The following is a 22,990-nucleotide window of genomic DNA, read 5'->3' as shown; positions in this document are numbered from 1 at the left end:
GAGGCGGCTATCTATCCAACCTCGTTTTCCGTGTCAAATCGTTTTTTTCAAAACTTTTCGAACCGGACCGGCGAGCCCTGAAAATCCAGGAAGCGCCAGAGTGGCAAGCTTTTAGAGAAGCCGGCCAAGTCAGTCAAGCGATTTTTCGAGAAAGCCTCAAAGCGTCTACTTAACTAACCTTTCATCGCGCCGCTGAATTCTTGCGAAGTCTTGGCGGCGATGATCGGAGCGGCGCTTCTATAGAGGCGACATTCCGAAGTCAACCAACTCTTTTCGACTTTTTCGCATCACCGGAAAGCCGGAAGCGAAGAGACAAAAAGAAGACCCTCAGGGCTGCCGAAGCCGCCCCTGCGGATCCATCATCGAGTCGATTGGAGCGCGGTATCTAGCCAAGCGTCTTGGGCGATGCAAGCTCCCTTTCGAGGGCCGCGTCGTCCGGTCGCGAAGCCGTTCCGAGCGAGGCGTTGATCTAGTCCCCGCCCCGCGGTCTGGCAACCCCCTCGCGACAATATAACGACGCTCTTTTGAAGAAGCCTTGGAACCTTTCCCGGACACACCCTCCGGAACGCGAGCTAGTGCTGGCTCTCAGGGAGGCGCACGACTAAGCCGTCCAAGGCGTCGGTCACCTTGATCTGGCACGACAGGCGGCTGTTGGGCTCGACGTTCTCGGCGAAGTCCAGCATCGACTCTTCCATCGCCGACTTGTCGCCGGTCTTGGAGAGCCAGGCTTCGTCGACATAGACGTGGCAGGTCGCGCAGGCGCAGGCGCCGCCGCAATCAGCGTCGATGCCCGGCACGTTGTTCTTCACCGCGCCCTCCATGACCGTCAGGCCCGGCTTGACGTCCAGGGCGTGCTCGGTCCCGTCGTGTTCGATGTAGGTGATCTTGGCCATGGGGCTCCCGTTATCCTTAGAGCGGCTTTACGCCGCCACTTCCTTCATGGACACCGACGTATCGGCAAGCTTCGCCGCGTTCACCGGCGTGCGTTTGGCGATCAGCTGCTTGCCGGCCATGAATTCCGGCGGCGCATTGACCGCTTCGACGGCCTGCAGCAGGTCGCCCTTCAAATGAAAGACCGCGAACTTGGCCGCGGCGACATCGCCTCGCACCACCTGGCGGTCGGCCTCAAACGGCAGGCCGGCGATCTGGAGCTTCAGGTCGTACTGGTCCGACCAGAACCACGGCACTTCCGGCGCCGGGCCGGGCCGGCCGAGAATCGCCGACGCCGCTTGTTTGGCCTGCTCCAGGGCGTTGGGCACACTCTCTAGCCGGAACTGGCGCTCATAGAGTGGCAGGGGACGGTGAGTGACGTCGCCAATCGCGAAGATCGCAGGATCCTCTGTCCGCGCCTCGAGATCGACAACCACGCCATTGGCGGTCGTCAGGCCCGCGTCCTTGGCCAGTTCGTCATTGGGAATCGCGCCAACGCCAACGAGGGCGACATCGCACGGCAGCACGCGACCATCCGACAGGCGCACGCCCCTGATGTGGTCGTCGACGCCCTCGAACGCCTCGACGCCGGCGTTCAGTTCGAACGTGACGCCCCGGCCTCGGTGGTAGTCCTGGAAGAAAGTCGAAAGAGTCTCGCAGGCGACACGAGCGAGTACGCGGCTCTCGCGCTCGATCACCACGACCTCGGCGCCGAGCGCCCGGGCGGAGGCGGCGGCCTCCAGCCCGACATAGCCGCCGCCGATCACCGCCAGCCGCTTGCCGGGACCCAGAGCGTGCTTAAGCAGCTCGGCGTCCGCCGCGGTGCGCAGCGCCAGGACGCCGGCGAGATCCGCGCCGGGAATCGGCAACTGACGGGCGCGGGCGCCGGTGGCCAGGATCAGGAAGTCGTAGGAAATGGCCTCGCCCGAGGCGAGCGTGACGGTCTTGGCGGAACGATTGATGCGTTCGGCGACGCCTGACAGGCGCAGGAAGACATTGTTCTCGCCGTACCAGTCGGCCGGCTTGAGGGCGAGGGAGTCGGCGTCGGCCTCGCCCTTCAGCCAGGCCTTGGACAGCGGCGGGCGTTGATAGGGCAGGAGCGGCTCGTCGCCGATCAGGACAATCCGGCCTTCGTGACCGTATTGACGCAGGAACGCGGCGGCCGAACCGCCCGCATGACCCGCGCCGACGATGACGACGCAGGCGTTCTGATTGGCTTCAGCGCTCAATGACGCCCTCCCTTTCGTCAAAAATGACGGCGGCGTCACCTATTGGCAAGCGCCTTCGATCGAGGCGGATACATAAAGGGCGACGGTTCGACATCGAAGCCGCCGCCCCATGCACTTCTGGAAACCGCGTCAGACGACGCGCTCGACCATCATCTTCTTGATTTCGGCGATGGCTTTGGCCGGGTTCAGCCCCTTGGGGCAGACCTGGGCGCAGTTCATGATCGTGTGGCAGCGATACAGCTTGAAGGGATCCTCAAGCGCGTCGAGGCGGTCGCCGGTGGCCTCGTCGCGGCTGTCGATCAGCCAGCGATAGGCGTGCAGCAGGGCCGCCGGTCCCAGATACTTGTCGCCGTTCCACCAGTAGCTGGGGCACGAGGTCGAGCAGCAGGCGCACAGGATGCACTCGTAAAGACCGTCGAGCTTCTCGCGGTCTTCCGGCGACTGACGCCACTCGGCCTGGGGCTCTGGGGTGTCGGTGTGCAGCCAGGGCTCGATCGAGGCGTACTGGGCGTAGAACAGCGTCAGGTCCGGGATCAGGTCCTTGACCACCGGCATGTGCGGCAGCGGGCTGATCTGGACGGCCTTGCCCGGGACCTCGGCCCAGCCGTGGGTGCAGGCCAGGGTGTTGCGGCCGCCGATGTTCATCGAGCACGAGCCGCAGACGCCTTCCCGGCACGACCGGCGGAAGGCCAGGGTCGGGTCGATGGTGTTCTTGATGTATAGCAGCGCGTCCAGGACCATCGGCCCCACGGCGTCCATGTCGACGTCGTAGGTGTCCCAGCGCGGATTGCCGCCCGATTCCGGGTCGTAGCGGTAGATCTTGAAAGTCTTGACCTTCTTGGCGCCCGCGGGAGCCGGCCAGTGCTTGCCGGCCTTGACCTGCGAGTTCTTGGGGAGTGCGAGTTCGACCATCGGACCCTCAGTAGACCCGTTGCTTCGGCGGGATGTAGGCGATGTCGTCGGACATCGTGTAGCTGTGCACCGGGCGGTAATCGATCTTCACCTTGCCCGACTGGTTATCCAGCCACGCCAGGGTGTGCTTCATCCACTCGGTGTCGTTGCGGTCGGCGAAGTCCTCGCGGGCGTGGGCGCCGCGGCTTTCGGTGCGGTTGGCCGCGCCGTTCACCGTGACCACCGCCTGGCCGATCAGGTTGTCGAACTCCAGGGTCTCCATCAGGTCCGTGTTCCACACGAGGCCACGGTCGGAAACCTTGATGTCGCTCTTCTTGTCCCAGACGGCCTGCAGGCGCTTCACGCCGCTGTCCAGGCTCTCGCCGGTGCGGAACACCGCGGCGTCTTCCTGCATCGCCTTCTGCATTTCGAGGCGCAGCTCGGCGGTGCCGGTCGAGCCCGAGGCGTTGCGGAAGCGATCGAAGCGCGCCAGGTGAGCTTCGGTCTGGACGTCCTTCAGTTCCGGCTGCTTGGCGCCGGGCTTGAGGATCTCGGCGCAGCGCAGGGCCGCGGCGCGACCGAACACCACGAGGTCGATCAGCGAGTTGGAGCCCAGGCGGTTGGCGCCGTGCACCGACACGCAGGCCGCTTCGCCCACGGCCATCAGGCCCGGGATGACTTGGTCGGGGTTGTCGCCATTCTTGGTGACGACTTCGCCGTGATAGTTCGTCGGGATGCCGCCCATGTTGTAGTGCACGGTCGGCAGCACCGGGATCGGCGCCTTGGTGACGTCGACGCCGGCGAACACCTTGGCGGTCTCCGAGATGCCGGGCAGGCGCTCGTGCAGGATCTTCGGATCCAGGTGGTCGAGGTGCAGGAAGATGTGGTCCTTGTTCGGGCCCACGCCGCGACCTTCGCGGATCTCGATGGTCATCGCGCGGCTGACCATGTCGCGGGGCGCCAGGTCCTTCACCGACGGGGCGTAGCGCTCCATGAAGCGCTCACCTTCCGAGTTGGTCAGGTAGCCGCCTTCGCCGCGAGCGCCCTCGGTGATCAGGCAGCCGGCGCCGTAGATGCCGGTCGGGTGGAACTGCACGAATTCCATGTCCTGCAGCGGCAGGCCGGCGCGCAGGGCCATGGCGTTGCCGTCGCCCGTGCAGGTGTGGGCCGAGGTCGCCGAGAAGTAGGCGCGGCCGTAACCGCCCGTGGCCAGGATCACCATCTGCGCCTGGAAGCGGTGCAGGGTGCCGTCGTCGAGCTTCCACGCGGTCACGCCACGGCAGACGCCGTCGTCCATGATCAGGTCGAGGGCGAAGTACTCGATGAAGAACTCGGTGTCGTGGGCCAGGGACTGGCCATACATCGTGTGCAGCATGGCGTGACCGGTTCGGTCGGCCGCCGCGCAGGTGCGCTGGATCGGGCCTTCGCCGAAGTTCTTGGTCATGCCGCCGAAGGCGCGCTGATAGATCTTGCCGTCAGCCGTGCGCGAGAAGGGCACGCCCCAGTGCTCGAGCTCGTAGACCGCCGCAGGCGCGTTGCGGGTCAGGTACTCGATGGCGTCCTGGTCGCCCAGCCAGTCCGAACCCTTGACGGTGTCGAACATGTGCCAGCGCCAGTCGTCCTGGCCCATGTTGCCGAGCGAGGCCGAGATGCCGCCCTGCGCGGCCACGGTGTGGCTGCGGGTCGGGAACACCTTGGTGATGCAGGCGGTCTTCAGGCCGGCCTGAGCGGCGCCGAGCGCGGCGCGGAGGCCCGAGCCGCCGGCGCCGACGACGACGACGTCGAACTTGTGGTCGATGAACTTGTAGGCCGACATCAATGGGCTCCGGTCACGGTCAGGGCCACCTTCAGGATCGAGAAGATCCCGACGGCGCCAGCCAGCACGCAGACGAACAGATTGCCGATCACCAGGGCCGACTTGCTCGTGAAGCGGTGGATATAGTCTTCGATCACCACCTGGACGGCGTTCGACAGGTGCACCAGCGCCGAAATCAGCAGCAACACCAGCAGGACGGCGTTCAGCGGGTGGCCCAGCCAGGCGGCGACGGTGTGCTGGTCGGCGCCGATCAGCCTCAAGGCGCTGTAGACGCCCCACAGGCTCAGCGGCGCCAGGGCCAGGCCCGAGACACGCTCGGTGATGAAGTGCGAGACGCCGTGGTGCGACGAGCCCAGGCCGCGGGCGCGCGACAGCGGCGTGCGGAACTGGATCGGTTGGAAAAGGTCGTTCTTGCTCATGATCAGAACGCTCCGTTCGCGCCGGCGATGACCCAGGTCACGATCGTCGCCACGACCGCGAAGGCGATCGCCATGGCGCCGGTCATGTCGGCGGTGCGGGGCAGGAAGCCCTTGCCCGCGTCCCAGAAGGTCTGGCGGATGGTGTAGGCGACGTTGAAGAAGACCGCGAAGGTCTCGCCCAGCAGCACCAGCTTGCCGATCGGCGAGCCCAGAAGGCCGACATAGCCGGCATACGCTTCGGGACCGGCGGCCAGGGCGGCGGCCCAGCCCGCTAGAATGACGGCGCCGACCCACAGGCCCACCACGCAGGCGCGGTGCAGGATCGAGCAGGCCATCGTGATATGCCAACGCCACACCTGCAGGTGCGGCGACATCGGGCGCTCGGGCAGCCCCCGGCTGGTGTCGGTCATGGGAGGTCCAACCTCAGTAGCCTTTTTGCGTTGCGGGATGCTTTTAAGCGTGGGGACTTAGCTGTCAATTAAACGGCGCCCTCTTGAGAAACGTTCTCAACCCCATCACCGGTATCCCCGCGGAACAGTAAGGCGTAGCTTGCGTTATCGTCGATCGTTACGGGGTGGGCTGGGCTTCAGATGAGCGAGACGATCGATTTTCGCGAAATATTCGATCGCATCCCCTCGCCGTACATGTTGGTCGACCGCGATCTTCGATACGTCGCCGCGAACGCGACCTATTTGAACACGCTTCATAGGCGATGGGATGAGATCGAGGGCATGTTCGTCTTCGACGCCTTTCCCTCCGAGGGCGAGAGCCGCGCCCAGGTCGAGGGGGCGCTGGTCCGAGCTCGCGACACCGGCGAAGTCACCGAATTGCCCCTTATCCACTATGCTATCGAGCGCCCCGCGCATCTGGGGGGCGGCTTCGAGGACCGGATCTGGAGCGCCACCCACACGCCGATTCCCGACGAGACCGGCGCGGTTCGCTACATTCTCCAGCACACCCAGGACGTAACGGCGATCCAGCGCCTGAAGGAAGCCGCTTTCGGCTCGCGCTCGGCGGCCATGCTGGGCGACGACGTGCTACGGCGGGCGGAAACTGTGCAGTCTCAGAGCCGACAGCTGCGCAACCTGTTCATGCAGGCTCCAAGCTTCATGGCGGTGCTGCGCGGCCCCGACCACGTCTTCGACCTGGTCAACAACGCCTACAGCCAATTGATCGGCGACCGCGAGGTGACGGGCCTGCCGTTGCGAGACGCCCTGCCGGAAGTGGCGGAGCAAGGCTTCATCGACCTCCTCGATCGGGTCCTGACCAGCCGGGAAGCGTTTGTCGGCCGCCGGGTGAAGGTCGCCCTTCACCGGGAAGATGGCGCGCCGCTCGAGGAGCGTTACCTCGACTTCGTCTACCAGCCGATCATCGAGCCGGACGGAACCGCCTCCGGCGTCTTCGTCGAAGGCGTCGACATCACGGATCAGGTGCAGGCCGACGAGCGCCAGCGGCTGCTGCTCGACGAGCTGAACCACCGGGTCAAGAACACCCTGGCCACCGTACAGGCGATCGCCCAGCAGACCTTGCGCGGCGCCGGCGATCCGGCCGCGTTCGCCGAGGCCTTCGAGTCGCGCCTGCTGGCCCTGTCCCAGACCCACAACGCCCTGACCGACAGCCAGTGGGCCGGCGCTGGTCTGCGGCAGATCCTCAGTCAGGAGCTGGGTCCCTACGGCGCCGAGCGCGTCGCGATGGACGGCGAGGACGTCCACCTGCCCGCTCGCGTGGCGCTCTCTCTCGGGATGGTGTTCCATGAATTGGCGACCAACGCCGCCAAGTACGGCTCGCTGTCGACCGCCGGCAGGCTGATGCTGAGCTGGTCCGTCACCGGCGAAGGCAGCCTGGTCTTCGAATGGCGCGAGATCGGCGGACCACCCGTCGCGCAACCCAGACGCCGAGGCTTCGGCTCAAGGCTGATCGAGCGCAGCATCACCGGCGAGCTGCGCGGCCACATCGCCTTCGACTATGACGAATCCGGCCTCGTGGTCCGCTTCGACGCCCCGCTCGCCCACGCTTTTTAGAGCTTGGCGAACACCGTCAGGGCTAGGTGCTGCAGCAGCATGATGGTCTTGGCGTCACGGATACGGCCATCGGCGATCATGGCCAGGGCCTCGTCGATCGCCAATTCCAGCACCTCGATGTCCTCGCCCTCGTCGGGATGACCGCCGCCCTCGCCGATCCGCATCGAGGCGTCGTATTCGGCGACGAAGAAGTGCAGGATCTCGGTCACAGAGCCTGGGCTCATGAAGGCCTCGAACACCTTGCGGACCTCGCCCAGGCGATAACCCAGCTCTTCCTCGACCTCGGCGCGGATGCGCGCTTCGGGCTCGGCGTTGTCGAGAAGCCCCGCCGCCGCCTCGATCAGAAGATCGTCGTAGCCGTTGACGAAGGCCGGATAGCGGAACTGCTTGACCAGCAGCACGGTTCGGTTGGCGAGGTTGTAGGGCAGCAGCACAGCGCCATTGCCCCGGTCGTAGTGCTCGCGGCTCTGGGTCTGCCAGGTCCCGTCGCGCCGCTTCCAGTCGAAGGTCGTGGTCTTCAGGACGTACCATTTGTCGGACAGAAGCTTGGTCTCGCGGACGCGGACGCGATCTTGGACGGACATGCGGTGCTCCTCACTCAATCGCGGACGCGCGAGACATAGTCGGCCGATCGCATTTCCTGCAGGCGGGAAACGGTGCGCTCGAATTCAAAGGCGCCGTCGCCCTCGGGATAAAGGGCCTCGGGCTCGGCCTCGGCCAGGGCCACCAGCTTGGCGTCGGCTTCGTAGAGGGCGTCGATCAGGGTGTTGAACCGCTTGGCGGCGTCGCGCCGGGCGGGCGTCAGGCACGGCACGTCCTCGAGAAAGACCGTGTGGAAGCGCTCGGCCAGGGCCAGGTAGTCCTGGGGCCCCAGCGCCTGCTGGCAAAGGCTGGCGAACGAGGCGCGGACGAGGCCGCCGGACGCGCGCGGCAGTCGCATCTTGCGGCCCAGCACCTCCAGCGTCGCGCCCGTCTCCGGCGCGCCGTCCAGCATGTCGGCCCACAGCCGCTCGAACTCGGCCTGGCTGGCCTTGTCGATCGGCGACAGCCAGGTGCGGGCGGCGCGCAGGCGGTCCAGCCGGAAGTCGACCGGTCCGCGCACGGCGACGATGTCCAGCGCCGACTTCAGCATGTCGATGAAGGGCAGGAAGAGCTGGCGGTTCAGTCCGTCCTTGTAGAGGTCCTCCGGCGGCCGGTTCGAGGTCGCCACCAGAGTCACGCCGCGCGCGAACAGGGCCTCGAACAGCCGCCCCAGGATCATGGCGTCGGCGATGTCGGTGACCTGCAGCTCGTCGAAGCACAGCAGGCGGGCGTTCTGGGCGATCAGCTCCGCGGTCGGCGCGATCGGATCGTCGCCCTTGGACTGGCCAAAGCGCGCCTTGCGCGCCGCCGCGTCGCCCTTGCGCCAAGCGTCGATGTCGGCGTGGACCTCGGCCATGAAGGCGTGGAAGTGAATCCGCCGCTTCTTGGCGACTGGCGCGCTGTCGAAGAACAGGTCCATCAGCATGGACTTCCCCCGCCCGACCGGGCCCCACAGATAAACGCCGCGCTGGCTCTTGGGCTTGCGGCCGAACAGCGAGAAGCCGGGCTCGCCGGCGGAGTCCAGGTCGGCTTCCAGCCGCGACAGAGCCTCGACGGCGGCGGCCTGGGCGGCGTCGGGGCGGATCTCGCCCTGGGCCAGGCGCTCGCGATAGGCGGTGCGAAGGGATGTCGGCATCGGGCATTGCGGTTAGCGCGTGCGCGGCGCGGGGGAAAGGGCTTTGCGCCCTCAACATGGCCGGAGCGACGCGCTATGGGGTGAAGATGAACACCTTTCCCCTGGCCGACGAGGCCGCCACCCAGGCGCTGGGTCGCCAGCTGGCGGCGAGCTTGCGCCCCGGCGACGCAATCTGCATGACCGGTCCGCTGGGCGCCGGCAAGTCGACCCTGGCCCGCGCCTTGATCCGCGCCCTGACGACGCCGGACGAGGAGGTGCCGAGCCCGACCTTCACCCTGGTGCAGTTCTACGATACGCCTGGCTTCTCCCTCGCCCACTTCGATCTCTACCGCCTGACCGATCCCGACGAGGCCTATGAGATCGGCCTGGACGAGGCGCTGGACGGCGGCGTCGCCCTGATCGAGTGGCCGCAGCGACTGGAAGGGCGTTTGCCGCCAAATCGGCTCGATATAGACATCGCCCTGGACGGCGACGCGCGACGCGCCACGCTCGTCGGACATGGTAGTTTCGAAGGACGTTCCCTTGAATCCTGAACGTGAAGCGGCCAAGGCCGCATTCCTGGAGGCCCACGGCTTCGGCGACGTCCGCCGCCAGCCGCTGGGCGGCGACGCCTCGACGCGAAGCTACGAGCGCCTGCATCGGGGCGAGCAGAGTTTCATCTTCATGGACCAGCCGCCGTCGCTGGAGACCGCGCCCTGCCCGCCGGACGCGACGCCGGAACAGCGCGCGGCGCTGGGCTTCAACGCGCTCTACCGCTTGGCGGCCGGGCGGGTAGACGCCTTCGTCGCCTGCGCGGGCTGGCTGAAGGCCCAGGGTCTCTCCGCCCCCAAGGTGCTCGCCGCCGACGCGGCGACGGGCTTGGCGGTGCTCGAAGATCTGGGCGATGACCTCTACGCCCGCGTGATCGAGGCCGGCAGCGACGAGGGGCCACTGTATGACGCCGCGATCGACGGCCTGCTCATCATGCACGCCGCGCCGACGCCGAAGGTGCTGAGCTATGACGGATCGAGCTGGCCGCTGCTGACCTATGACGGTCTGGCCCTGAAGACGGCCCACGACCTGTTCGTCGAGTGGCAGCCGAAGTTCCGGGACGTGACCTTTGACGCCGCCGCCTTGGCGGAATGGGAGGCGATTTGGGCGCCGATCCGCGCCAAGGGCGAGGCCGAGGCCACCGTCTTCTGCCACCGCGACTATCACGCCGAGAACTTGATCTGGCTGCCGGAGCGCCAGGGCGCGGCGCGGGTCGGCATGCTGGACTTCCAGGACGCGGTGCTGGCCCATCCGGCCTGGGACCTGTCGATGCTGCTGCACGACGCCCGCCGCACGGTCTCGCCCGAGCGGGAAGCGGCCTGCCTCGACCGCTACCTGGCGGCGCGGACCGAGCTCGACCGCACGGCCTTCCTGGCGGACTACCACGCGCTCGGCGCACTCAACATCATCCGGATCCTCGGCATCTTCGCGCGGCTGGTGACCCGCGACGGCAAGCCCCGCTACGCCGACTTCATCCCGCGCCTGTGGGTCTATCTGGACGTCTGCTTCGCCGATCCGGCGCTCGCCGACCTCAAGGCCTGGTTCGACGCTCACGTGCCCCTGGAGACGCGCCGATGAGCGGGCCGCCAATGGCTCCTAAGATCGCGATGGTGCTGGCCGCGGGCCTCGGCACGCGCATGCGCCCCCTGACCAACGACCGCCCCAAGGCCCTGGTCGAGGTCGCCGGCAAGCCGCTGATCGACCACATGCTGGACCGCCTGGCCGCCGCCGGGGTCGAGACCGCCGTGGTCAATGTCCACTATTTCGCCGACCTAGTCGAAGCCCACCTCAAGGCCCGCGAGACCAAGGGGCTGGGACCGCGCATTGTCATCTCCGACGAGCGCCCGAAGGCTCTGGAGACGGGCGGCGGGATCAAGCACGCCCTGCCGCTGCTGGGCGACGGCCCCGTCTTCGTCGCCAACATCGACTCGATCTGGATCGAGCACGGCGCGGCGGCGGTCGACGCGGTCGCGGCCGCCTGGGACCCGGCCACCATGGACGTCTGCCTGATGCTGGCCTCGACCAGCGGCTCGCTGGGCTTCCACGACAGCGGCGACATCTTCCTGTTGGAGGACGGGGTCGTTCGCTTCAAGGACGCGGGCGAAAGGGCGCCGCTGGTCTATGTGGGCGTGCATATCTGCAAGCCTGAGATCACCGCCGACGGTCCAGACGGCCCGTTCTCGCTGCTGCCGCTCTGGAAGCGCCTGGCCGCCGATCACCGCGTCCATGGCGTCGCGCCGGACGGGCTCTGGATGCACGTGGGCGATCCCGACGCCAAGTTGGCCGCCGAAGCGAGACTCGCTGAAAGATGAGCGCCCCGGCACCCTTCTTCGACCGTGAGGGGCCCCGCTGGTTCTCGATACCCGCGCACCGGCCGTTCGTCGACGATCTGGCGCGCGGCCTGCTGAATGCTTTGGAGCCGCTGGGCCCGGAAGCCCTGCCGCGCGCGACGGTCCTGACGCCCACCCGCCGCGGGGCCCGCGCCCTGGCCGACGCCTTCCTGGCGGTCGGCGGCGGACGGGCCCTGCTGCTGCCGCAGATCCGCCCGCTGGGCGACCTCGACGAGGGCGAGCCGCCATTCGAGCCCGGCGAGCTCGCCATCGACCTGCCGCCCGCCATCGCCTCGCGCCGTCGCCGGTTCGAGCTGGCGCGGCTGGTCGTCGATCACGGGAGTCTGCTGTCGTTCAAGCCGGGTCCGGTCCAGGCCCTGGAGCTGGCCAAGGCTCTCTCCGACTTCCTCGACAGCTGCCAGATCGAGGAGATCGATTTCGACGACAAGCTGGACGGCTTGGCGGAAGGCGACCTCGCCCAGCACTGGCAGGTCTCCGCGCGGTTCCTGAAGGCCGTGCTGCGCGCCTGGCCCGAGAGGCTGAAGACGCTGGGCCTGATCGACGTCTCCGAGCGCCGCGTGCGGCTGCTGCGCGCGCTGGAGAAGCAATGGTCGGAAAACCCGCCGACCGAGGTGCTGGTCGCCGCCGGTTCGACCGGCACCGCGCCCGCCACCGCCGACCTGCTGCGCGTCGTCGCCGCCGCGCCGAAGGGCGCCGTGGTGCTGCCTGGCCTCGACGAGGACCTGGCCGACAGCGCCTGGACCCGGATCGAGGGGACGCAGGGCGAGCAGCATCCGCAAGGCGCCATGAAGCGCCTGCTGGACCGGGCCGGCGTCGCGCGTGGCGACGTCCGCGCCTGGGTCCCCGATGCCGATAGCCGGGGCCGCTGGCGCCGCCGGATCGTCAACGAGGCCCTGCGCCCGGCCGAAGCCACCGCCGACTGGCTGGCCCAGATCGCCGCCCTGCGCGCCGAGGCGCCGGACCTCGACCCCATCGCCGAGGGTCTGACCGGCTTCTCCGTCATCGCCGCCCGCGCCGAGGAAGAGGCCGCCGGCGCCTGCGCCTTGCTGCTGCGCGAGGCGCTGGAGACGCCGGACAAGACCGCCGCCCTCGTGACGCCGGACCAAACCCTGGCCCGCCGGGTCATGACCCGCCTGCAGCGCTGGGGCGTGATCCCCGACAGTTCGGCCGGCGCGCCGCTGGCCGCCGCCGGCTCGGCGATCCTGGCCCTGCACTTGGCGCGTCTCGTCGAAGAGCCGCTCAATCCGGTGCGCTTGCTGGCCGTGGCCAAGCATCCGCTGGTGCTGGGCGAGGACGAGGGAGAGGCCGCCGCCCTGCTGGAACGCAAGGGCCTGCGCGGCGCCGCGCCAAGCTCTGTCAAGGTTCTGCGGACGCGCCTGAAGGACGCGCCCAAGGCTCTCGCCCTCTGCGAGCGCGTGCTGGCCGCCGTTGACCATGCCGCCAGCCCCTATGCCGACGGCTACGCCCGCCCCTGTCACGCGGCCAAGGCCCTGGTCGAGGCGCTGGAAGGCCTGATCGCCCCGGCTCGCCTGTGGGCCGGCGGCGCGGGCGAGTGCCTGGGCGCGCTGATGGCGGCCCTGATCCAGGACGGCGAGCCCTTGCCCGACGCCTCGCCCCAGGCCTTCGCCGACATCCTGGACCGCCTGGTCAACGAGGAGACCGTCCGCGTCGGCGGCGCCACCCACCCGCGCCTGCGCATCCTGGGCGCGATCGAGGCCCGCCTGGTGCGCGCCGACCGCCTGGTGCTGGCGGGGCTGGAGGAAGGCGTCTGGCCGCAGGGCGCGCCGATCGATCCCTTCCTGTCGCGGCCGATGCGACAGCGCCTAGGCCTGCCGCCGCCCGAGCGCCGCGTGGGCCTGACCGCCCATGACTTCGCCCAGGCCGCCAGCGCGCCCGACGTGGTGCTGGTCCACTGCGAGCGGCGCGGCGGCGCGCCGGCCGTCGAGTCGCGCTGGCTGTGGCGGCTGAAGACCCTGGCCGCCGGCGCTGGCCTGGCCCTGCCCCGCCGCGACGACGTGCTGGACTGGGTCCGCGCCCTCGACGCGCCCGGTCACTACGCCCCGATCGCCCGCCCTGCCCCGACCCCGCCGGTCGAGGACCGGCCGCGCAAGATGGCCGTCACGCGCGTCGAGGCCCTGACCCGCGATCCCTACGCCGTCTGGGCCCGCGATATCCTCAAGCTCTACCCGCTGGAGCGCCCCGACGAGCCGGTCGAGGCCCGCGCGCGCGGCACGGCCATCCACGCGGCCTTCGAAAAGTTCGCCGAGACCTATCCCGACGCCGTGCCCGCCGACGCGGCCGCCGTGTTCGAGCGCTTCTATATCGAGGCCCTCGTCGGCGCGGGCATGCCGCCCACTGCCCTGGCCCGCGAGAAGGCCCTGGCCCGCGAGGCCGCCCAGTGGGTCGCCGACTGGGAGCGCCACCGGCGGGCCAACGCCCGCAAGATCGTGGTCGAGGCCGAGGGCAAGCTGGAGCTCTCGATCAACGGCCGCCCCTTCACCCTGACGGCCAAGGCCGATCGCATCGAGCCGACGCCCGACGGAACGGCCCACATCCTCGACTACAAGACCGGCGCGGCGCCGTCGCAGAAGCAGGTCGACACCGGCTTCTCGCCGCAGTTGACCCTGACGGCGGCGATCCTGATGAACGGCGGCTTCCCGGACCTTGGAAGCCCCGCGCCGGGCGAGCTGACCTATGTCCGTGTCACCGGACGGCGGCCGGCGGGCGAAGAGCAGGTGCGCGCCCTGTCCGGCGGCGAGAGCGAGGAGGCCGCGCGCAAGGCGATGGACGGCCTCGTCAAGCTGATCGCCCGCTATGACGATCCGGGCGAACCCTACCGCTCGCGGGTCGCCCCGCAGTTCGTGAAGGAGCACCCCGGCGACTACGCCCACCTGGCGCGGGTGTTCGAATGGTCCACCACCGGCGACGACGGAGAGGGCGAATGAGGGTCATGTCTCTCCTCCCCCTCAGGGGGAGGTGGCCCAGCGGGCCGGAGGGGACAGCTCGGCCAACGTCCAGCTGGCCCCCTCAGTCGCTTCGCGACAGCTCCCCCAGCAGGGGAGCAGAGTCATGATGATCGACCCTCAGCGCATCGCAGCCGATCCGGCGATCTCGGCCTTCGTCACGGCCAACGCCGGCTCGGGCAAGACCAAGACCCTGATCGACCGGGTCGCGCGCCTGCTGCTGGCCAAGGTCGCGCCCGAGGCGATCCTGTGCGTCACCTACACCAAGGCCGCCGCCGCCGAGATGCAGCGCCGCCTGTTCGAGCGGCTGGGCAAGTGGTCGGTCACCAGCGACGCGGACCTCCGCGCCGAGCTGATCAAGCTGGTCGGCGACGGCGCGGTCTATGACGCCGAGCGCCTGTCGAAGGCCCGCGCCCTGTTCGCCCAGGCGCTCGAGACCCCAGGCGGCCTTAAGATTCAGACCATCCACGCCTTCTGCGAGAAGCTGTTGCGGCGCTTCCCGCTGGAGGCCGGCGTCTCGCCGGGCTTCACGGTGATGGACGACCAAGCCGGCGCCGCCATCGCCCGCGCCGCCCGTCGCGCCGTCGCGAACTGGGTCGACACCCACGACGACGCGTTCGCCCAGGCCTATGCCCGCTTCTCGGTGGCGCTGGACTTCCAGAGCTTCGAGGCGATGTTCACGGGCTTCGAGGCGCGGCGGGGCCAGATCATGGCCTATGTCCAGCGCTGCGGCGGCCTGGCCGAGGCCATCGCCGACGCCTGGAAGCGCTGCGGCTTCGACGCGCCGACCTCGGCCGAGGACCTAGCCGCGCGAGCCATGGCCCGGCTCGACCTCGGCGCCTGGCGCGCGGCCGCGGCCGTGCTGTTCGACGGCGGCGGCAAGCAGGACGCCAAGTACGCCGAAGCCCTGGCCGCCGTGGCCCGCGATCCGGACGCCACCCTGGAGCTGGCCCTGCGCGCCCTGTTCACCGAGGGCGGCGAAGGGACGCCCGCGACCTGGCCGGCCAAGACCTCGGGTCTGAAGAGCCGCGAGGACCTGCGCGAGGCCCTGCTGCTGGAACAGGCCAAGCTGGAGACCGCCCGGGAACAGGTCCGCGCCGCCAAGGTGGCCGAGGACACCGAGAGCGCCCTGCTGCTGGCCGGCCTCTATATCGAGCGCCACATGGCCGAGAAGGCGGCGCGCGGGGCGCTCGACTTCACCGACCTGATCGACAAGACCCGCGTCCTGCTGACCGAGAAGGTCGAGGCTGCCTGGGTGCTCTACAAGCTGGACGGCGGCGTCGATCACATCCTGCTGGACGAGGCCCAGGACACCGCCCCCGAGCAGTGGGAAATCCTGCGCGCCCTGACCGCCGACTTCTTCGCCGGCGAGACGTCCGAAGGCTGGAGCGGCCGCCGCGCCGAACGCACCCTGTTCATCGTCGGCGACGAGAAGCAGTCGATCTATTCATTCCAAGGCGCGGACCCCACGCGCCTGCTGGAGGAGACCCAAGGCTATATCGCCCGGATCGAGGCGGTCGGCGCGGTCGGCAAGGGCGTGCCGCTGACGGTGTCGTACCGCTCGACCCACGAGGTTCTGAGCTTCGTCGACGCCCTGTTCTCCGATCCCGAGACCCGCGAAGGCGTGCCGCCGCCGGTCGGCCACGACCTTGTCCGCCACGAACTGTTCCGCCACGGCCACCCGGGCTGCGTCGACCTGTGGCCCCTGACCCGCGAACTGCCCGGCGAGGAACGCGAGGCCTGGGAGGCGCCGCTGGACGCCGAGGGCGAGCGCAGCGCCAACCGACGGCTCGCCGAAGCCATCGCCGCCGAGACGGCCGCGATCCTGAGGCGCGGCGACGCGGTGTTCGACAAGGAGCTGGGCCGCCATCGAGCCGCCCACGCCGGCGACATCCTCGTCCTCGTCCGCCGCCGCAAGGTGCTGTTCGAGGAGATCATCCGCGCCCTGAAGCGGCGCGGCGTGCCGGTGGCCGGCGCCGACCGCCTGTCCCTGTCCAGCCACATCGCCTTCGAGGACCTGCTGGCGCTGGGCCGCTTCGTGCTGTTCCCGGATGACGACCTGACATTGGCGGCCCTGCTGAAGACGCCGTTCTGCGCCCTCGCCGACGAAGATGTCTACGCCCTGGCCAAGGGCCGCCGCGCCACGCTTTGGGCCGAGCTGCAGCGGCGGGCGGAGGAGCGTTCTGAATGGGCCGCCGCCCGAGCGGTGCTGGATTGGGCGCTGGTCGAGGGGCGCCGACGGCAGCCGTTCGAGTTCTACGCCGCCTGGCTGGGTCTCGCCGACGAAACCGGCCGCTCGCACCGGGCCAAGGTGCTGACCCGCCTGGGCGCCGAAGCCGAAGAAGCGCTGGACGAGTTCCTGGCCCAGGTCATGGAGGCCGAGCAGCGCGGGGTGCGCGATCTCGAGGCCCTGGTCGCCGACTTCGCGGCCCTGGACATCATCGTCAAGCGCGAGATGGAGGGCGCCCGTCGCGAAGTGCGGGTGATGACCGCCCACGGCTCCAAGGGGCTGGAAGCGCCGATCGTCTTCCTGCCCGAGACCACGGTGAAGCGCGGGGCCGGCGGCTCGCCGCTGCTGGTGACCGAGGACGGCGCCCTGCTGTGGTGCGCCAGCGGCAAGGGCGACTGCGAGGCCTCGGCCAAGGCGCGGAAACTGCGCGAGGACAAGGAAAGCCAGGAGGCGCTGCGCCTGCTGTACGTCGCGCTGACCCGGGCCCGGGACCGGCTGATCCTGTGCGGCCGCATCGACGCGCGGACCAAGGACGACAAGGTCGGCGGCTGGTACGCGGCCGTCCGCGCCGCCTTCGCCCATCCAGACATCGCCCCGCACGTGCGCTCGATCGGCGAGGATGACACCGCCTTCCTGCGCTACGGCCCGGACCCCGCCCCCGCGCCGCGCGTCGAGGAAGACGTTCGCGTCTCGGCCGCCGCGCCAGCCTGGATGACCCACGACGCCCCGCCCGAACCGGCGGCCGCTCGCTACGCCGCCCCGTCGCGGATCGAGGACAATGCCCGCGTCCCCGCGCCCTCGCCGCTGGCGCGCGTCGCCGGCCTGGGCCGCTACCGCCGGGGCGAGCTGGTACACAAGCTGCTGCAGATCCTGCCCGACCTGGCGCCGGACCAGCGGCCCGCGGCCGCGCGGCGACTGCTGGCGGCCGAGCGCGACCTGACCGAGGACCAGCGCGACGAGATGGCCGCGGCCGCCTTCGGCGTTCTGGACGACGCGCGGTTCTCGGCCGTGTTCGGCCCGGGCTCTCGCGCGGAGGTCGCCCTGGCCGGGACTAGCGCCCACCTGCCCAAGGGCCTGGCGGTCTCGGGCCGCGTCGACCGGCTGGTGGTGGACGAAAGCCGGGTGCTGGTCGTCGACTACAAGACCAACCGTCCCTCGCCCGACCGCATCGAGGACGCCGATCCGGCCTATCTGGCCCAGATGGCGGTCTATGCGGCCGTGCTGCGCGAGGTGTTTCCTAGTCGGGCGATCGAGGCCGCCCTGGTGTGGACGGATGGTCCCAAGCTGATGCCGGTTCCAGAAAAGGTGATGGCCGAGGCGCTGGCCCGCCTGGCTTAAGGCCGTTGCCGGAGGCGCATCGTCCTCCTACATGTTTGTGCAACCGCCCGGAGCGAATCCGGGCAATTTTGGAATTCACCGCGTCCTCCGCGCCGGACACCGCCGCGCGACGCCAGACTGGAGCAAGCCATGAGCACCGTTGCGGTGACCGACGCCACCTTCGAATCCGACGTCCTGAAGGCCAGCAAGCCCGTGCTGGTCGACTTCTGGGCTGAGTGGTGCGGTCCCTGTAAGCAGATCGCCCCGGCGCTGGAGCAGCTCTCGGAAGAGCTGGCCGACGTCGTCACGATCGCCAAGGTCAATATCGAGGACAGCCCGACGACCCCGTCGCGCTACGGCGTCCGCGGCATCCCGACCATGATGCTGTTCCGCGACGGCCAGATGACCTCGATGAAGGTCGGCGCCATGCCCAAGCAGAAGATCCTGGAATGGCTGAACGAGGCCGGCGTCCAGGCGGCCTAAGCGCCTCCTTCCGCTGAAGTTTGAAGCGCCCGCTCCGGTCCGTCCGGGGCGGGCGTTTTCTTTGAGGCCCTACTTCTTGCCGGTTACGATAAAGGGCGAAACCGCCGGAGGCGGGGCTTTCTTGTCGGCCTTCGGTTTGCGGATTTCCTTGTTCGACTTCTTCTGACCCTTGGCCATCGGCGGTTCCTGCCAGGACGGGCGCGCCCGCCGAGGATGTTCGGCGGGCCGTGCCGCCCTATCGGCGTCCCTCAGCCTTACGCCCTTAAGTCGGCCAGGTCTCGGGGCTCATCGCCAGCACCTCGCCGGCCAGGTACAGCGAGCCGCAGATCAGCACGTGGGGCGTCGGCTCCAGCTGGAGCGCCCGGCTCAGCGCGTCCTCGACGCCGTCGCAGGCGGCGGCGCGCAGGCCGGCCAGTTCGGCGGCGGCGGCGGTCTCGGCGGCGCTGGCGGCGGCGTGGCCTTCGAAGGTCACGGTGAAGACCTTGGTCGCCACACCCCGGAACGGCGTGAAGAAGCCGGTGGCGTCCTTGTTGGCCAGGATTCCAGCGATCAAGGCCACAGGCCGGCCGTCACGGGCGGCGAGGTCGGCGACGGCGCGCGAGACGGCGCGGCCGGCGTGCGGGTTGTGGCCGCCGTCCAGCCAGAGGTCGGCGCCGGCGGCCTTGGCGCGCTCGGCCAGCGGGCCAGCGGTCAGACGCTGGAAGCGCGCGGGCCAGACGGCGCTCGCGATCCCCTGGCCCATGGCCGCCTCGTCGATGCGCGGATCGCCCAGGGCCAGCAGGGCGGCGACGGCGAGGCCCGCGTTGGCGAACTGGTGCTCGCCGGGCAGCGAGGGCGCGGGCAGGTCCAGCAGCCGGTCCTGCATCTGCACCATCAGTCGGCCGCGCTCGCTCCACGCGTCGAAGTCGCGGCCCATCAGGGTCAGCTCGACGCCGGCCAGGGCGGCCGTCGTGTCCAGCACGTCCTCGGCGTCGCCCTGCTGGCGCGCCGAGACCACCGGGGCCTCCGGCTTGATGATCCCGGCCTTCTCGACGGCGATCTGGGCGATCGTGTCGCCCAGGAACTCGCGGTGGTCGATGTCGATCGGGGCGATAACGCTGACCGCAGGACGCTGGATGACGTTGGTGGCGTCTAGAATCCCGCCCAGCCCCACCTCGACGATGCAGAGATCGGCCGGAACCTCGGCGAAGGCGATGAAGGCGGCGGCCGTGGTGATCTCGAAGAAGGTGATCTCCTGGCCGGCGTTGGCAGCCTCGACGCGGTCCAGCACATCGGCCAGGTGGTCGTCGGTGATCAGCGTCCCGGCCAGACGGATGCGTTCGGAAAAGCGCACGAGATGCGGCGAGGTGAAGACGTGGACCTTGAGGCCCGCCGCCTCGGCCATGGCGCGCAGATAGGCGACCGTGGAGCCCTTGCCGTTGGTGCCCGCCACATGGATCACCGGCGGCAGGCGGTCCTGCGGATCGCCCAGAGCGGCGCATAACCGCCGCATCCGATCCAGCGACAGGTCGATCAGCTTGGGATGCAGCGCCTTCAACCGCTCGAGGGCGGCGTCGTGCGCGCGGAGATGCTCGGCCAAGACCGCCTTACGCGGCCTTGCGGGCGCGGCCCATCATCAGGGTGCCCAGGATCGAGCCCAGGACCTGCGGCAGCTCCTTGCGGTGCGTGACGCGGTCGACCATGCCCTTCTCGACCAGATATTCCGAGCGCTGGAAGCCCGGCGGCAGGGTCTCGCGGATGGTCTGCTCGATGACGCGCGGACCGGCGAAGCCGATCAGAGCGCCCGGCTCGGCCAGGTGGACGTCGCCCAGCATGGCGTAGGAGGCGGTGACGCCGCCGGTGGTCGGGTCGGTGAGGACCACGACGTATGGCAGGGCCGCGTCCTTGAGTTCGTTGATGGCCAGGGTCGTGCGGGCCATCTGCATCAGCGACAGCGCGCCTTCCTGCATCCGCGCGCCGCCAGCGGCGGTAAAGGCGATCAGCGGGACTTCTCGTTCAAGCGCGGCTTTGGCGGCGGCGATGAAGCCCTCGCCGGCGGCCATGCCCAGCGAACCGCCCATGAAGGCGAAGTCCTGGACCAGCACCACGGCGTCGACGCCGCCGACCTTGCCATAGGCGATGGCCATGGCGTCCTGCTCGCCGGTCGCCTTGCGGGCGGCGGCCAGGCGGTCCTTGTAGGGCTTGCCGTCCGAGAACTTCAGCGGGTCCTCGACCACCGACGGGCTCGGCAGGACCTCATACTGGCCTTCATCGAAGGTGAACTTGAAGCGGGCTTCCGGCCCAATCCGCATGTGGCGACCGGCCGGCGTGACCCACAGGGCCGCCTCCAGGTCGGAGCGGAAGATCATCTCGCCCGTGTCCGGGCACTTGACCCAAAGGTTCTCCGGCGTCTCGCGCTTGGCGAAGGCGCCGCGCACGCCGGGGGCGATCCGCGACAGCCAGCCGCCGCCTCGGCGGTCGCCGGCTTGTTTCTTGTCGCCCTTTTTCGGGTCCTGGGGTTCAGCCATAGCCATAGCCTTAGAGCCTCACTTCGTCCCGACTCGCGCCGAACGCACAGCCTTAGCCAGCTCCGACGCTTTTAGAAGAACCTTCTCGGTCACGTTTTCGTTCAACCGCGCCGCGGTTTCGATTTCATCCACAAGCGCCGAGCCCACGACGGCCGCGTCCGCCACCTTGGCGACGGCGGCGGCCTGGTCCGGCGTGCGGATGCCAAAGCCCACAGCGACCGGCAGGCCCGAGGCCTTGCGCAGGCGTTCGACGGCGGGCGCGACCTCGGCCGCGTCGGCCGACTTCACGCCGGTCACCCCGGCGACCGACACGTAATAGACGAAGCCCGACGTGCGGCGCACCACCATCGGCAGGCGCGCGTCGTCGGTGGTCGGGGCGGCCAGGCGGATCAGGGCGATGCCCTCGGCCTCCAGCGCGTCCGACAGCGGGTCGGCCTCTTCGGGCGGGCAATCGACGATGATCAGGCCATCAACCCCGGCCTTGGCGGCGGCGGCCGCGAAGCTCTCGAAGCCCCGGTGCAGGACCGGATTGAGGTAGCCCATCAGGATGATCGGCGTGTCGGCGTCGCCCTCGCGAAAGGCGGCGACCAGGTCCAGGGTCCCTTGCAGCGTCATGCCGGACTTCAGGCCGCGCTGGGCGGCGCGTTGGATCGTCGGCCCTTCGGCCATCGGATCGGAGAACGGAAAGCCCAGCTCGATGAAGTCGGCGCCGGCGGCCGGCAGGCCCTTGAGCACGCTGAGCGTCGTGGCGGCGTCGGGATCGCCAGCCATCACATAGGTGACGAAGCCGGCGCGGTTCTCGGCCTTCAGCGCCGCAAAGCGGCGGTCGATACGGTCTTTGGTCACGCGGGGTCGGTCCTAGATCTTACGTCCGAGCGCTTCGGCCACCGTGAAGATGTCCTTGTCGCCGCGACCGCAGAGATTCATCACCACGATCTTGTCCTTGCCCAGCTCCTGGGCGATCTCGCCGACGCGAGCCAGGGCGTGGGCCGGCTCCAGCGCCGGGATGATGCCTTCGAGGGTCGAGCACAGCTGGAAGGCCGCCAGGGCCTCCTCGTCGGTGCTCGAGACATATTCGGCGCGGCCGACCTCGTGCAGGAACGAGTGCTCGGGGCCGATGCCCGGATAGTCGAGACCCGCCGAGATCGAGTGGGCGTCGATGATCTGGCCGTCGTCGTCCTGCAGCAGATAGGTGCGGTTGCCGTGCAGCACGCCGGGACGACCGCCGGTCAGCGAGGCTGCGTGCTTGTCGGTGGAAACACCGTGGCCGGCCGCCTCGACGCCGATCAGGCGCACGCCCGCGTCGTTCAGGAACGGGTGGAACAGGCCGATGGCGTTCGAGCCGCCGCCGATGCAGGCGACCACCGCGTCGGGCAGGCGGCCTTCCATTTCCAGGATCTGCTCGCGCGCCTCGGCGCCGATCACGCTCTGGAAGTCGCGGACCATCACCGGATAGGGGTGCGGGCCGGCGGCGGTGCCGATCAGGTAGTAGGTGTCGTGCACGTTGGTGACCCAATCGCGCATCGCCTCGTTCATGGCGTCCTTCAGGGTGCCGGTCCCAGAGCTCACCGGACGGACTTCCGCGCCCAAGAGGTTCATGCGGAAGACGTTCGGCTTCTGACGCTCGACGTCGGTGGCGCCCATATAGACGACGCACGGCAGGCCAAAGCGCGCGCAGACGGTGGCGGTGGCCACGCCGTGCTGGCCCGCGCCCGTCTCGGCGATGATCCGGGTCTTGCCCATGCGCATGGCCAGCAGGATCTGACCCAGGGCGTTGTTGATCTTGTGCGAGCCGGTGTGGTTCAGCTCGTCGCGCTTGAAATAGATCTTGGCCCCGCCGAAGTGCTCGGTCAGGCGCTCGGCGAAATAGAGCGGGCTGGGCCGGCCGGCGTAGTGGGTGTTGTAGCTCTTGAGCTGGGCCTGGAATTCCGGATCGGCCTTGGCGTCGGCGTAGGCCTTGCCGAGATCCAGCACCAGCGGCATCAGCGTCTCGGCCACATAGCGGCCGCCGAAGTCGCCGAACCGGCCGTTGGCGTCCGGATAGGCCGAGTAATCGTTGGGTTTCGCAGGAGCGTTCACGAGCTCT

20 protein-coding genes are annotated in these 22,990 nt (G+C 69.2%); 7 read left to right on the top strand and 13 right to left on the bottom strand.

From position 1 onward, the window contains the following. Nucleotides 1-572: 572 nt before the first annotated feature. The 6 genes from DI526_RS13645 to sdhC form a co-directional block, all read right to left on the bottom strand. Nucleotides 573-893 carry a 2Fe-2S iron-sulfur cluster-binding protein gene (locus tag DI526_RS13645; RefSeq protein WP_304278855.1) on the bottom strand — a complete coding sequence of 107 codons (321 nt, stop codon included), beginning with the start codon at nt 891-893 and terminating at the stop codon, nt 573-575. Between the two features lie 27 nt (nt 894-920). After that, entirely contained in the window at nt 921-2,159 is a 1,239-nt protein-coding gene (locus DI526_RS13640) for an NAD(P)/FAD-dependent oxidoreductase (protein ID WP_304278853.1), read from the bottom strand. A 129-nt stretch (nt 2,160-2,288) separates the two neighbouring features. Then, on the bottom strand, nt 2,289-3,071 hold the full coding sequence (locus tag DI526_RS13635) for a succinate dehydrogenase iron-sulfur subunit (RefSeq protein WP_304278850.1): 783 nt from the start codon (nt 3,069-3,071) through the stop codon (nt 2,289-2,291). 7 nt (nt 3,072-3,078) lie between these two features. Continuing rightward, nucleotides 3,079-4,866, bottom strand: a complete 1,788-nt coding sequence (gene sdhA, locus DI526_RS13630) for a succinate dehydrogenase flavoprotein subunit (RefSeq protein WP_304278846.1) — start codon at nt 4,864-4,866, stop codon at nt 3,079-3,081. Beyond that, nucleotides 4,866-5,321, bottom strand: a complete 456-nt coding sequence (gene sdhD / locus DI526_RS13625; RefSeq protein ID WP_304278860.1) for a succinate dehydrogenase, hydrophobic membrane anchor protein — start codon at nt 5,319-5,321, stop codon at nt 4,866-4,868. The genes sdhA and sdhD overlap by 1 nt, the downstream gene beginning before the upstream one ends. Further along, complete coding sequence (gene sdhC / locus DI526_RS13620; protein WP_304278843.1) at nt 5,288-5,695, bottom strand: succinate dehydrogenase, cytochrome b556 subunit; 408 nt, start codon at nt 5,693-5,695, stop codon at nt 5,288-5,290. Before sdhC ends, sdhD begins: the two co-directional genes overlap by 34 nt. A gap of 180 nt (nt 5,696-5,875) precedes the next feature. On the opposite strand from sdhC, the gene DI526_RS13615 reads away from it, so the two are divergent. Further along, nucleotides 5,876-7,306, top strand: coding sequence for a sensor histidine kinase (locus tag DI526_RS13615; protein ID WP_304278840.1), 1,431 nt, complete (start codon nt 5,876-5,878; stop codon nt 7,304-7,306). Here DI526_RS13615 and DI526_RS13610 read toward each other — a convergent pair. Next, nucleotides 7,303-7,890, bottom strand: a complete 588-nt coding sequence (locus DI526_RS13610) for an NUDIX domain-containing protein (RefSeq protein ID WP_304278838.1) — start codon at nt 7,888-7,890, stop codon at nt 7,303-7,305. The two genes, DI526_RS13615 and DI526_RS13610, sit on opposite strands and share 4 nt — an antisense overlap. A gap of 14 nt (nt 7,891-7,904) precedes the next feature. Next, nucleotides 7,905-9,023 carry a cell division protein ZapE gene (gene zapE, locus DI526_RS13605; protein WP_304278835.1) on the bottom strand — a complete coding sequence of 373 codons (1,119 nt, stop codon included), beginning with the start codon at nt 9,021-9,023 and terminating at the stop codon, nt 7,905-7,907. 86 nt (nt 9,024-9,109) lie between these two features. Between zapE and tsaE the strand changes: the two genes are divergently transcribed. From tsaE to trxA, 6 genes are all read left to right on the top strand, one after another. After that, a complete protein-coding gene (tsaE, locus tag DI526_RS13600; RefSeq protein WP_304278832.1) occupies nt 9,110-9,556 on the top strand; it encodes a tRNA (adenosine(37)-N6)-threonylcarbamoyltransferase complex ATPase subunit type 1 TsaE in 447 nt (148 codons plus the stop codon). Continuing rightward, entirely contained in the window at nt 9,522-10,631 is a 1,110-nt protein-coding gene (gene amgK, locus DI526_RS13595) for an N-acetylmuramate/N-acetylglucosamine kinase AmgK (protein WP_304278829.1), read from the top strand. Before tsaE ends, amgK begins: the two co-directional genes overlap by 35 nt. Nucleotides 10,632-10,642: 11 nt before the next feature. Continuing rightward, complete coding sequence (gene murU / locus DI526_RS13590; RefSeq protein ID WP_304278827.1) at nt 10,643-11,365, top strand: N-acetylmuramate alpha-1-phosphate uridylyltransferase MurU; 723 nt, start codon at nt 10,643-10,645, stop codon at nt 11,363-11,365. Beyond that, nucleotides 11,362-14,349 (top strand): double-strand break repair protein AddB, encoded by a 2,988-nt coding sequence (gene addB / locus DI526_RS13585; RefSeq protein WP_304278824.1) that lies wholly within the window; start codon nt 11,362-11,364, stop codon nt 14,347-14,349. Before murU ends, addB begins: the two co-directional genes overlap by 4 nt. 127 nt (nt 14,350-14,476) lie before the next feature. Continuing rightward, nucleotides 14,477-17,935, top strand: coding sequence for a double-strand break repair helicase AddA (gene addA / locus DI526_RS13580; protein WP_304278857.1), 3,459 nt, complete (start codon nt 14,477-14,479; stop codon nt 17,933-17,935). 129 nt (nt 17,936-18,064) lie between these two features. Then, complete coding sequence (gene trxA, locus DI526_RS13575; RefSeq protein ID WP_099537489.1) at nt 18,065-18,397, top strand: thioredoxin; 333 nt, start codon at nt 18,065-18,067, stop codon at nt 18,395-18,397. A gap of 69 nt (nt 18,398-18,466) precedes the next feature. Here trxA and DI526_RS13570 read toward each other — a convergent pair whose 3' ends face one another. The 5 genes from DI526_RS13570 to trpB form a co-directional block, all read right to left on the bottom strand. Continuing rightward, nucleotides 18,467-18,574 (bottom strand): hypothetical protein, encoded by a 108-nt coding sequence (locus DI526_RS13570; RefSeq protein ID WP_304278821.1) that lies wholly within the window; start codon nt 18,572-18,574, stop codon nt 18,467-18,469. An 85-nt stretch (nt 18,575-18,659) separates the two neighbouring features. Continuing rightward, entirely contained in the window at nt 18,660-19,976 is a 1,317-nt protein-coding gene (locus DI526_RS13565) for a folylpolyglutamate synthase/dihydrofolate synthase family protein (RefSeq protein ID WP_304278818.1), read from the bottom strand. A gap of 7 nt (nt 19,977-19,983) precedes the next feature. Next, nucleotides 19,984-20,910: an acetyl-CoA carboxylase carboxyltransferase subunit beta gene (locus DI526_RS13560; RefSeq protein ID WP_304278814.1), complete on the bottom strand. Its 927-nt coding sequence runs from the start codon at nt 20,908-20,910 to the stop codon at nt 19,984-19,986. A 12-nt stretch (nt 20,911-20,922) separates the two neighbouring features. Continuing rightward, a complete protein-coding gene (trpA, locus tag DI526_RS13555) occupies nt 20,923-21,750 on the bottom strand; it encodes a tryptophan synthase subunit alpha (protein WP_304278812.1) in 828 nt (275 codons plus the stop codon). Nucleotides 21,751-21,762: 12 nt separating this feature from the next. After that, nucleotides 21,763-22,983, bottom strand: a complete 1,221-nt coding sequence (gene trpB / locus DI526_RS13550) for a tryptophan synthase subunit beta (protein ID WP_304278808.1) — start codon at nt 22,981-22,983, stop codon at nt 21,763-21,765. Nucleotides 22,984-22,990 lie beyond the last annotated feature (7 nt).

This window comes from Caulobacter segnis (assembly GCF_003243465.1).
GTDB lineage: Bacteria > Pseudomonadota > Alphaproteobacteria > Caulobacterales > Caulobacteraceae > Caulobacter > Caulobacter segnis_A.
This window is presented reverse-complemented; position numbering and strand designations above follow the sequence as displayed.

What these genes read in the sequence shown, in the direction of transcription:
- DI526_RS13645 (WP_304278855.1), bottom strand. Translation starts at nt 893, where the DNA reads ATGGCCAAGATCACCTACATCGAACACGACGGGACCGAGCACGCCCTG.
- DI526_RS13635 (WP_304278850.1), bottom strand. Translation starts at nt 3,071, where the DNA reads ATGGTCGAACTCGCACTCCCCAAGAACTCGCAGGTCAAGGCCGGCAAG.
- sdhA (WP_304278846.1), bottom strand. Translation starts at nt 4,866, where the DNA reads ATGTCGGCCTACAAGTTCATCGACCACAAGTTCGACGTCGTCGTCGTC.
- sdhC (WP_304278843.1), bottom strand. Translation starts at nt 5,695, where the DNA reads ATGACCGACACCAGCCGGGGGCTGCCCGAGCGCCCGATGTCGCCGCAC.
- DI526_RS13615 (WP_304278840.1), top strand. Translation starts at nt 5,876, where the DNA reads ATGAGCGAGACGATCGATTTTCGCGAAATATTCGATCGCATCCCCTCG.
- DI526_RS13610 (WP_304278838.1), bottom strand. Translation starts at nt 7,890, where the DNA reads ATGTCCGTCCAAGATCGCGTCCGCGTCCGCGAGACCAAGCTTCTGTCC.
- zapE (WP_304278835.1), bottom strand. Translation starts at nt 9,023, where the DNA reads ATGCCGACATCCCTTCGCACCGCCTATCGCGAGCGCCTGGCCCAGGGC.
- tsaE (WP_304278832.1), top strand. Translation starts at nt 9,110, where the DNA reads ATGAACACCTTTCCCCTGGCCGACGAGGCCGCCACCCAGGCGCTGGGT.
- amgK (WP_304278829.1), top strand. Translation starts at nt 9,522, where the DNA reads ATGGTAGTTTCGAAGGACGTTCCCTTGAATCCTGAACGTGAAGCGGCC.
- murU (WP_304278827.1), top strand. Translation starts at nt 10,643, where the DNA reads ATGGCTCCTAAGATCGCGATGGTGCTGGCCGCGGGCCTCGGCACGCGC.
- addB (WP_304278824.1), top strand. Translation starts at nt 11,362, where the DNA reads ATGAGCGCCCCGGCACCCTTCTTCGACCGTGAGGGGCCCCGCTGGTTC.
- addA (WP_304278857.1), top strand. Translation starts at nt 14,477, where the DNA reads ATGATCGACCCTCAGCGCATCGCAGCCGATCCGGCGATCTCGGCCTTC.
- trxA (WP_099537489.1), top strand. Translation starts at nt 18,065, where the DNA reads ATGAGCACCGTTGCGGTGACCGACGCCACCTTCGAATCCGACGTCCTG.
- DI526_RS13570 (WP_304278821.1), bottom strand. Translation starts at nt 18,574, where the DNA reads ATGGCCAAGGGTCAGAAGAAGTCGAACAAGGAAATCCGCAAACCGAAG.
- DI526_RS13560 (WP_304278814.1), bottom strand. Translation starts at nt 20,910, where the DNA reads ATGGCTATGGCTGAACCCCAGGACCCGAAAAAGGGCGACAAGAAACAA.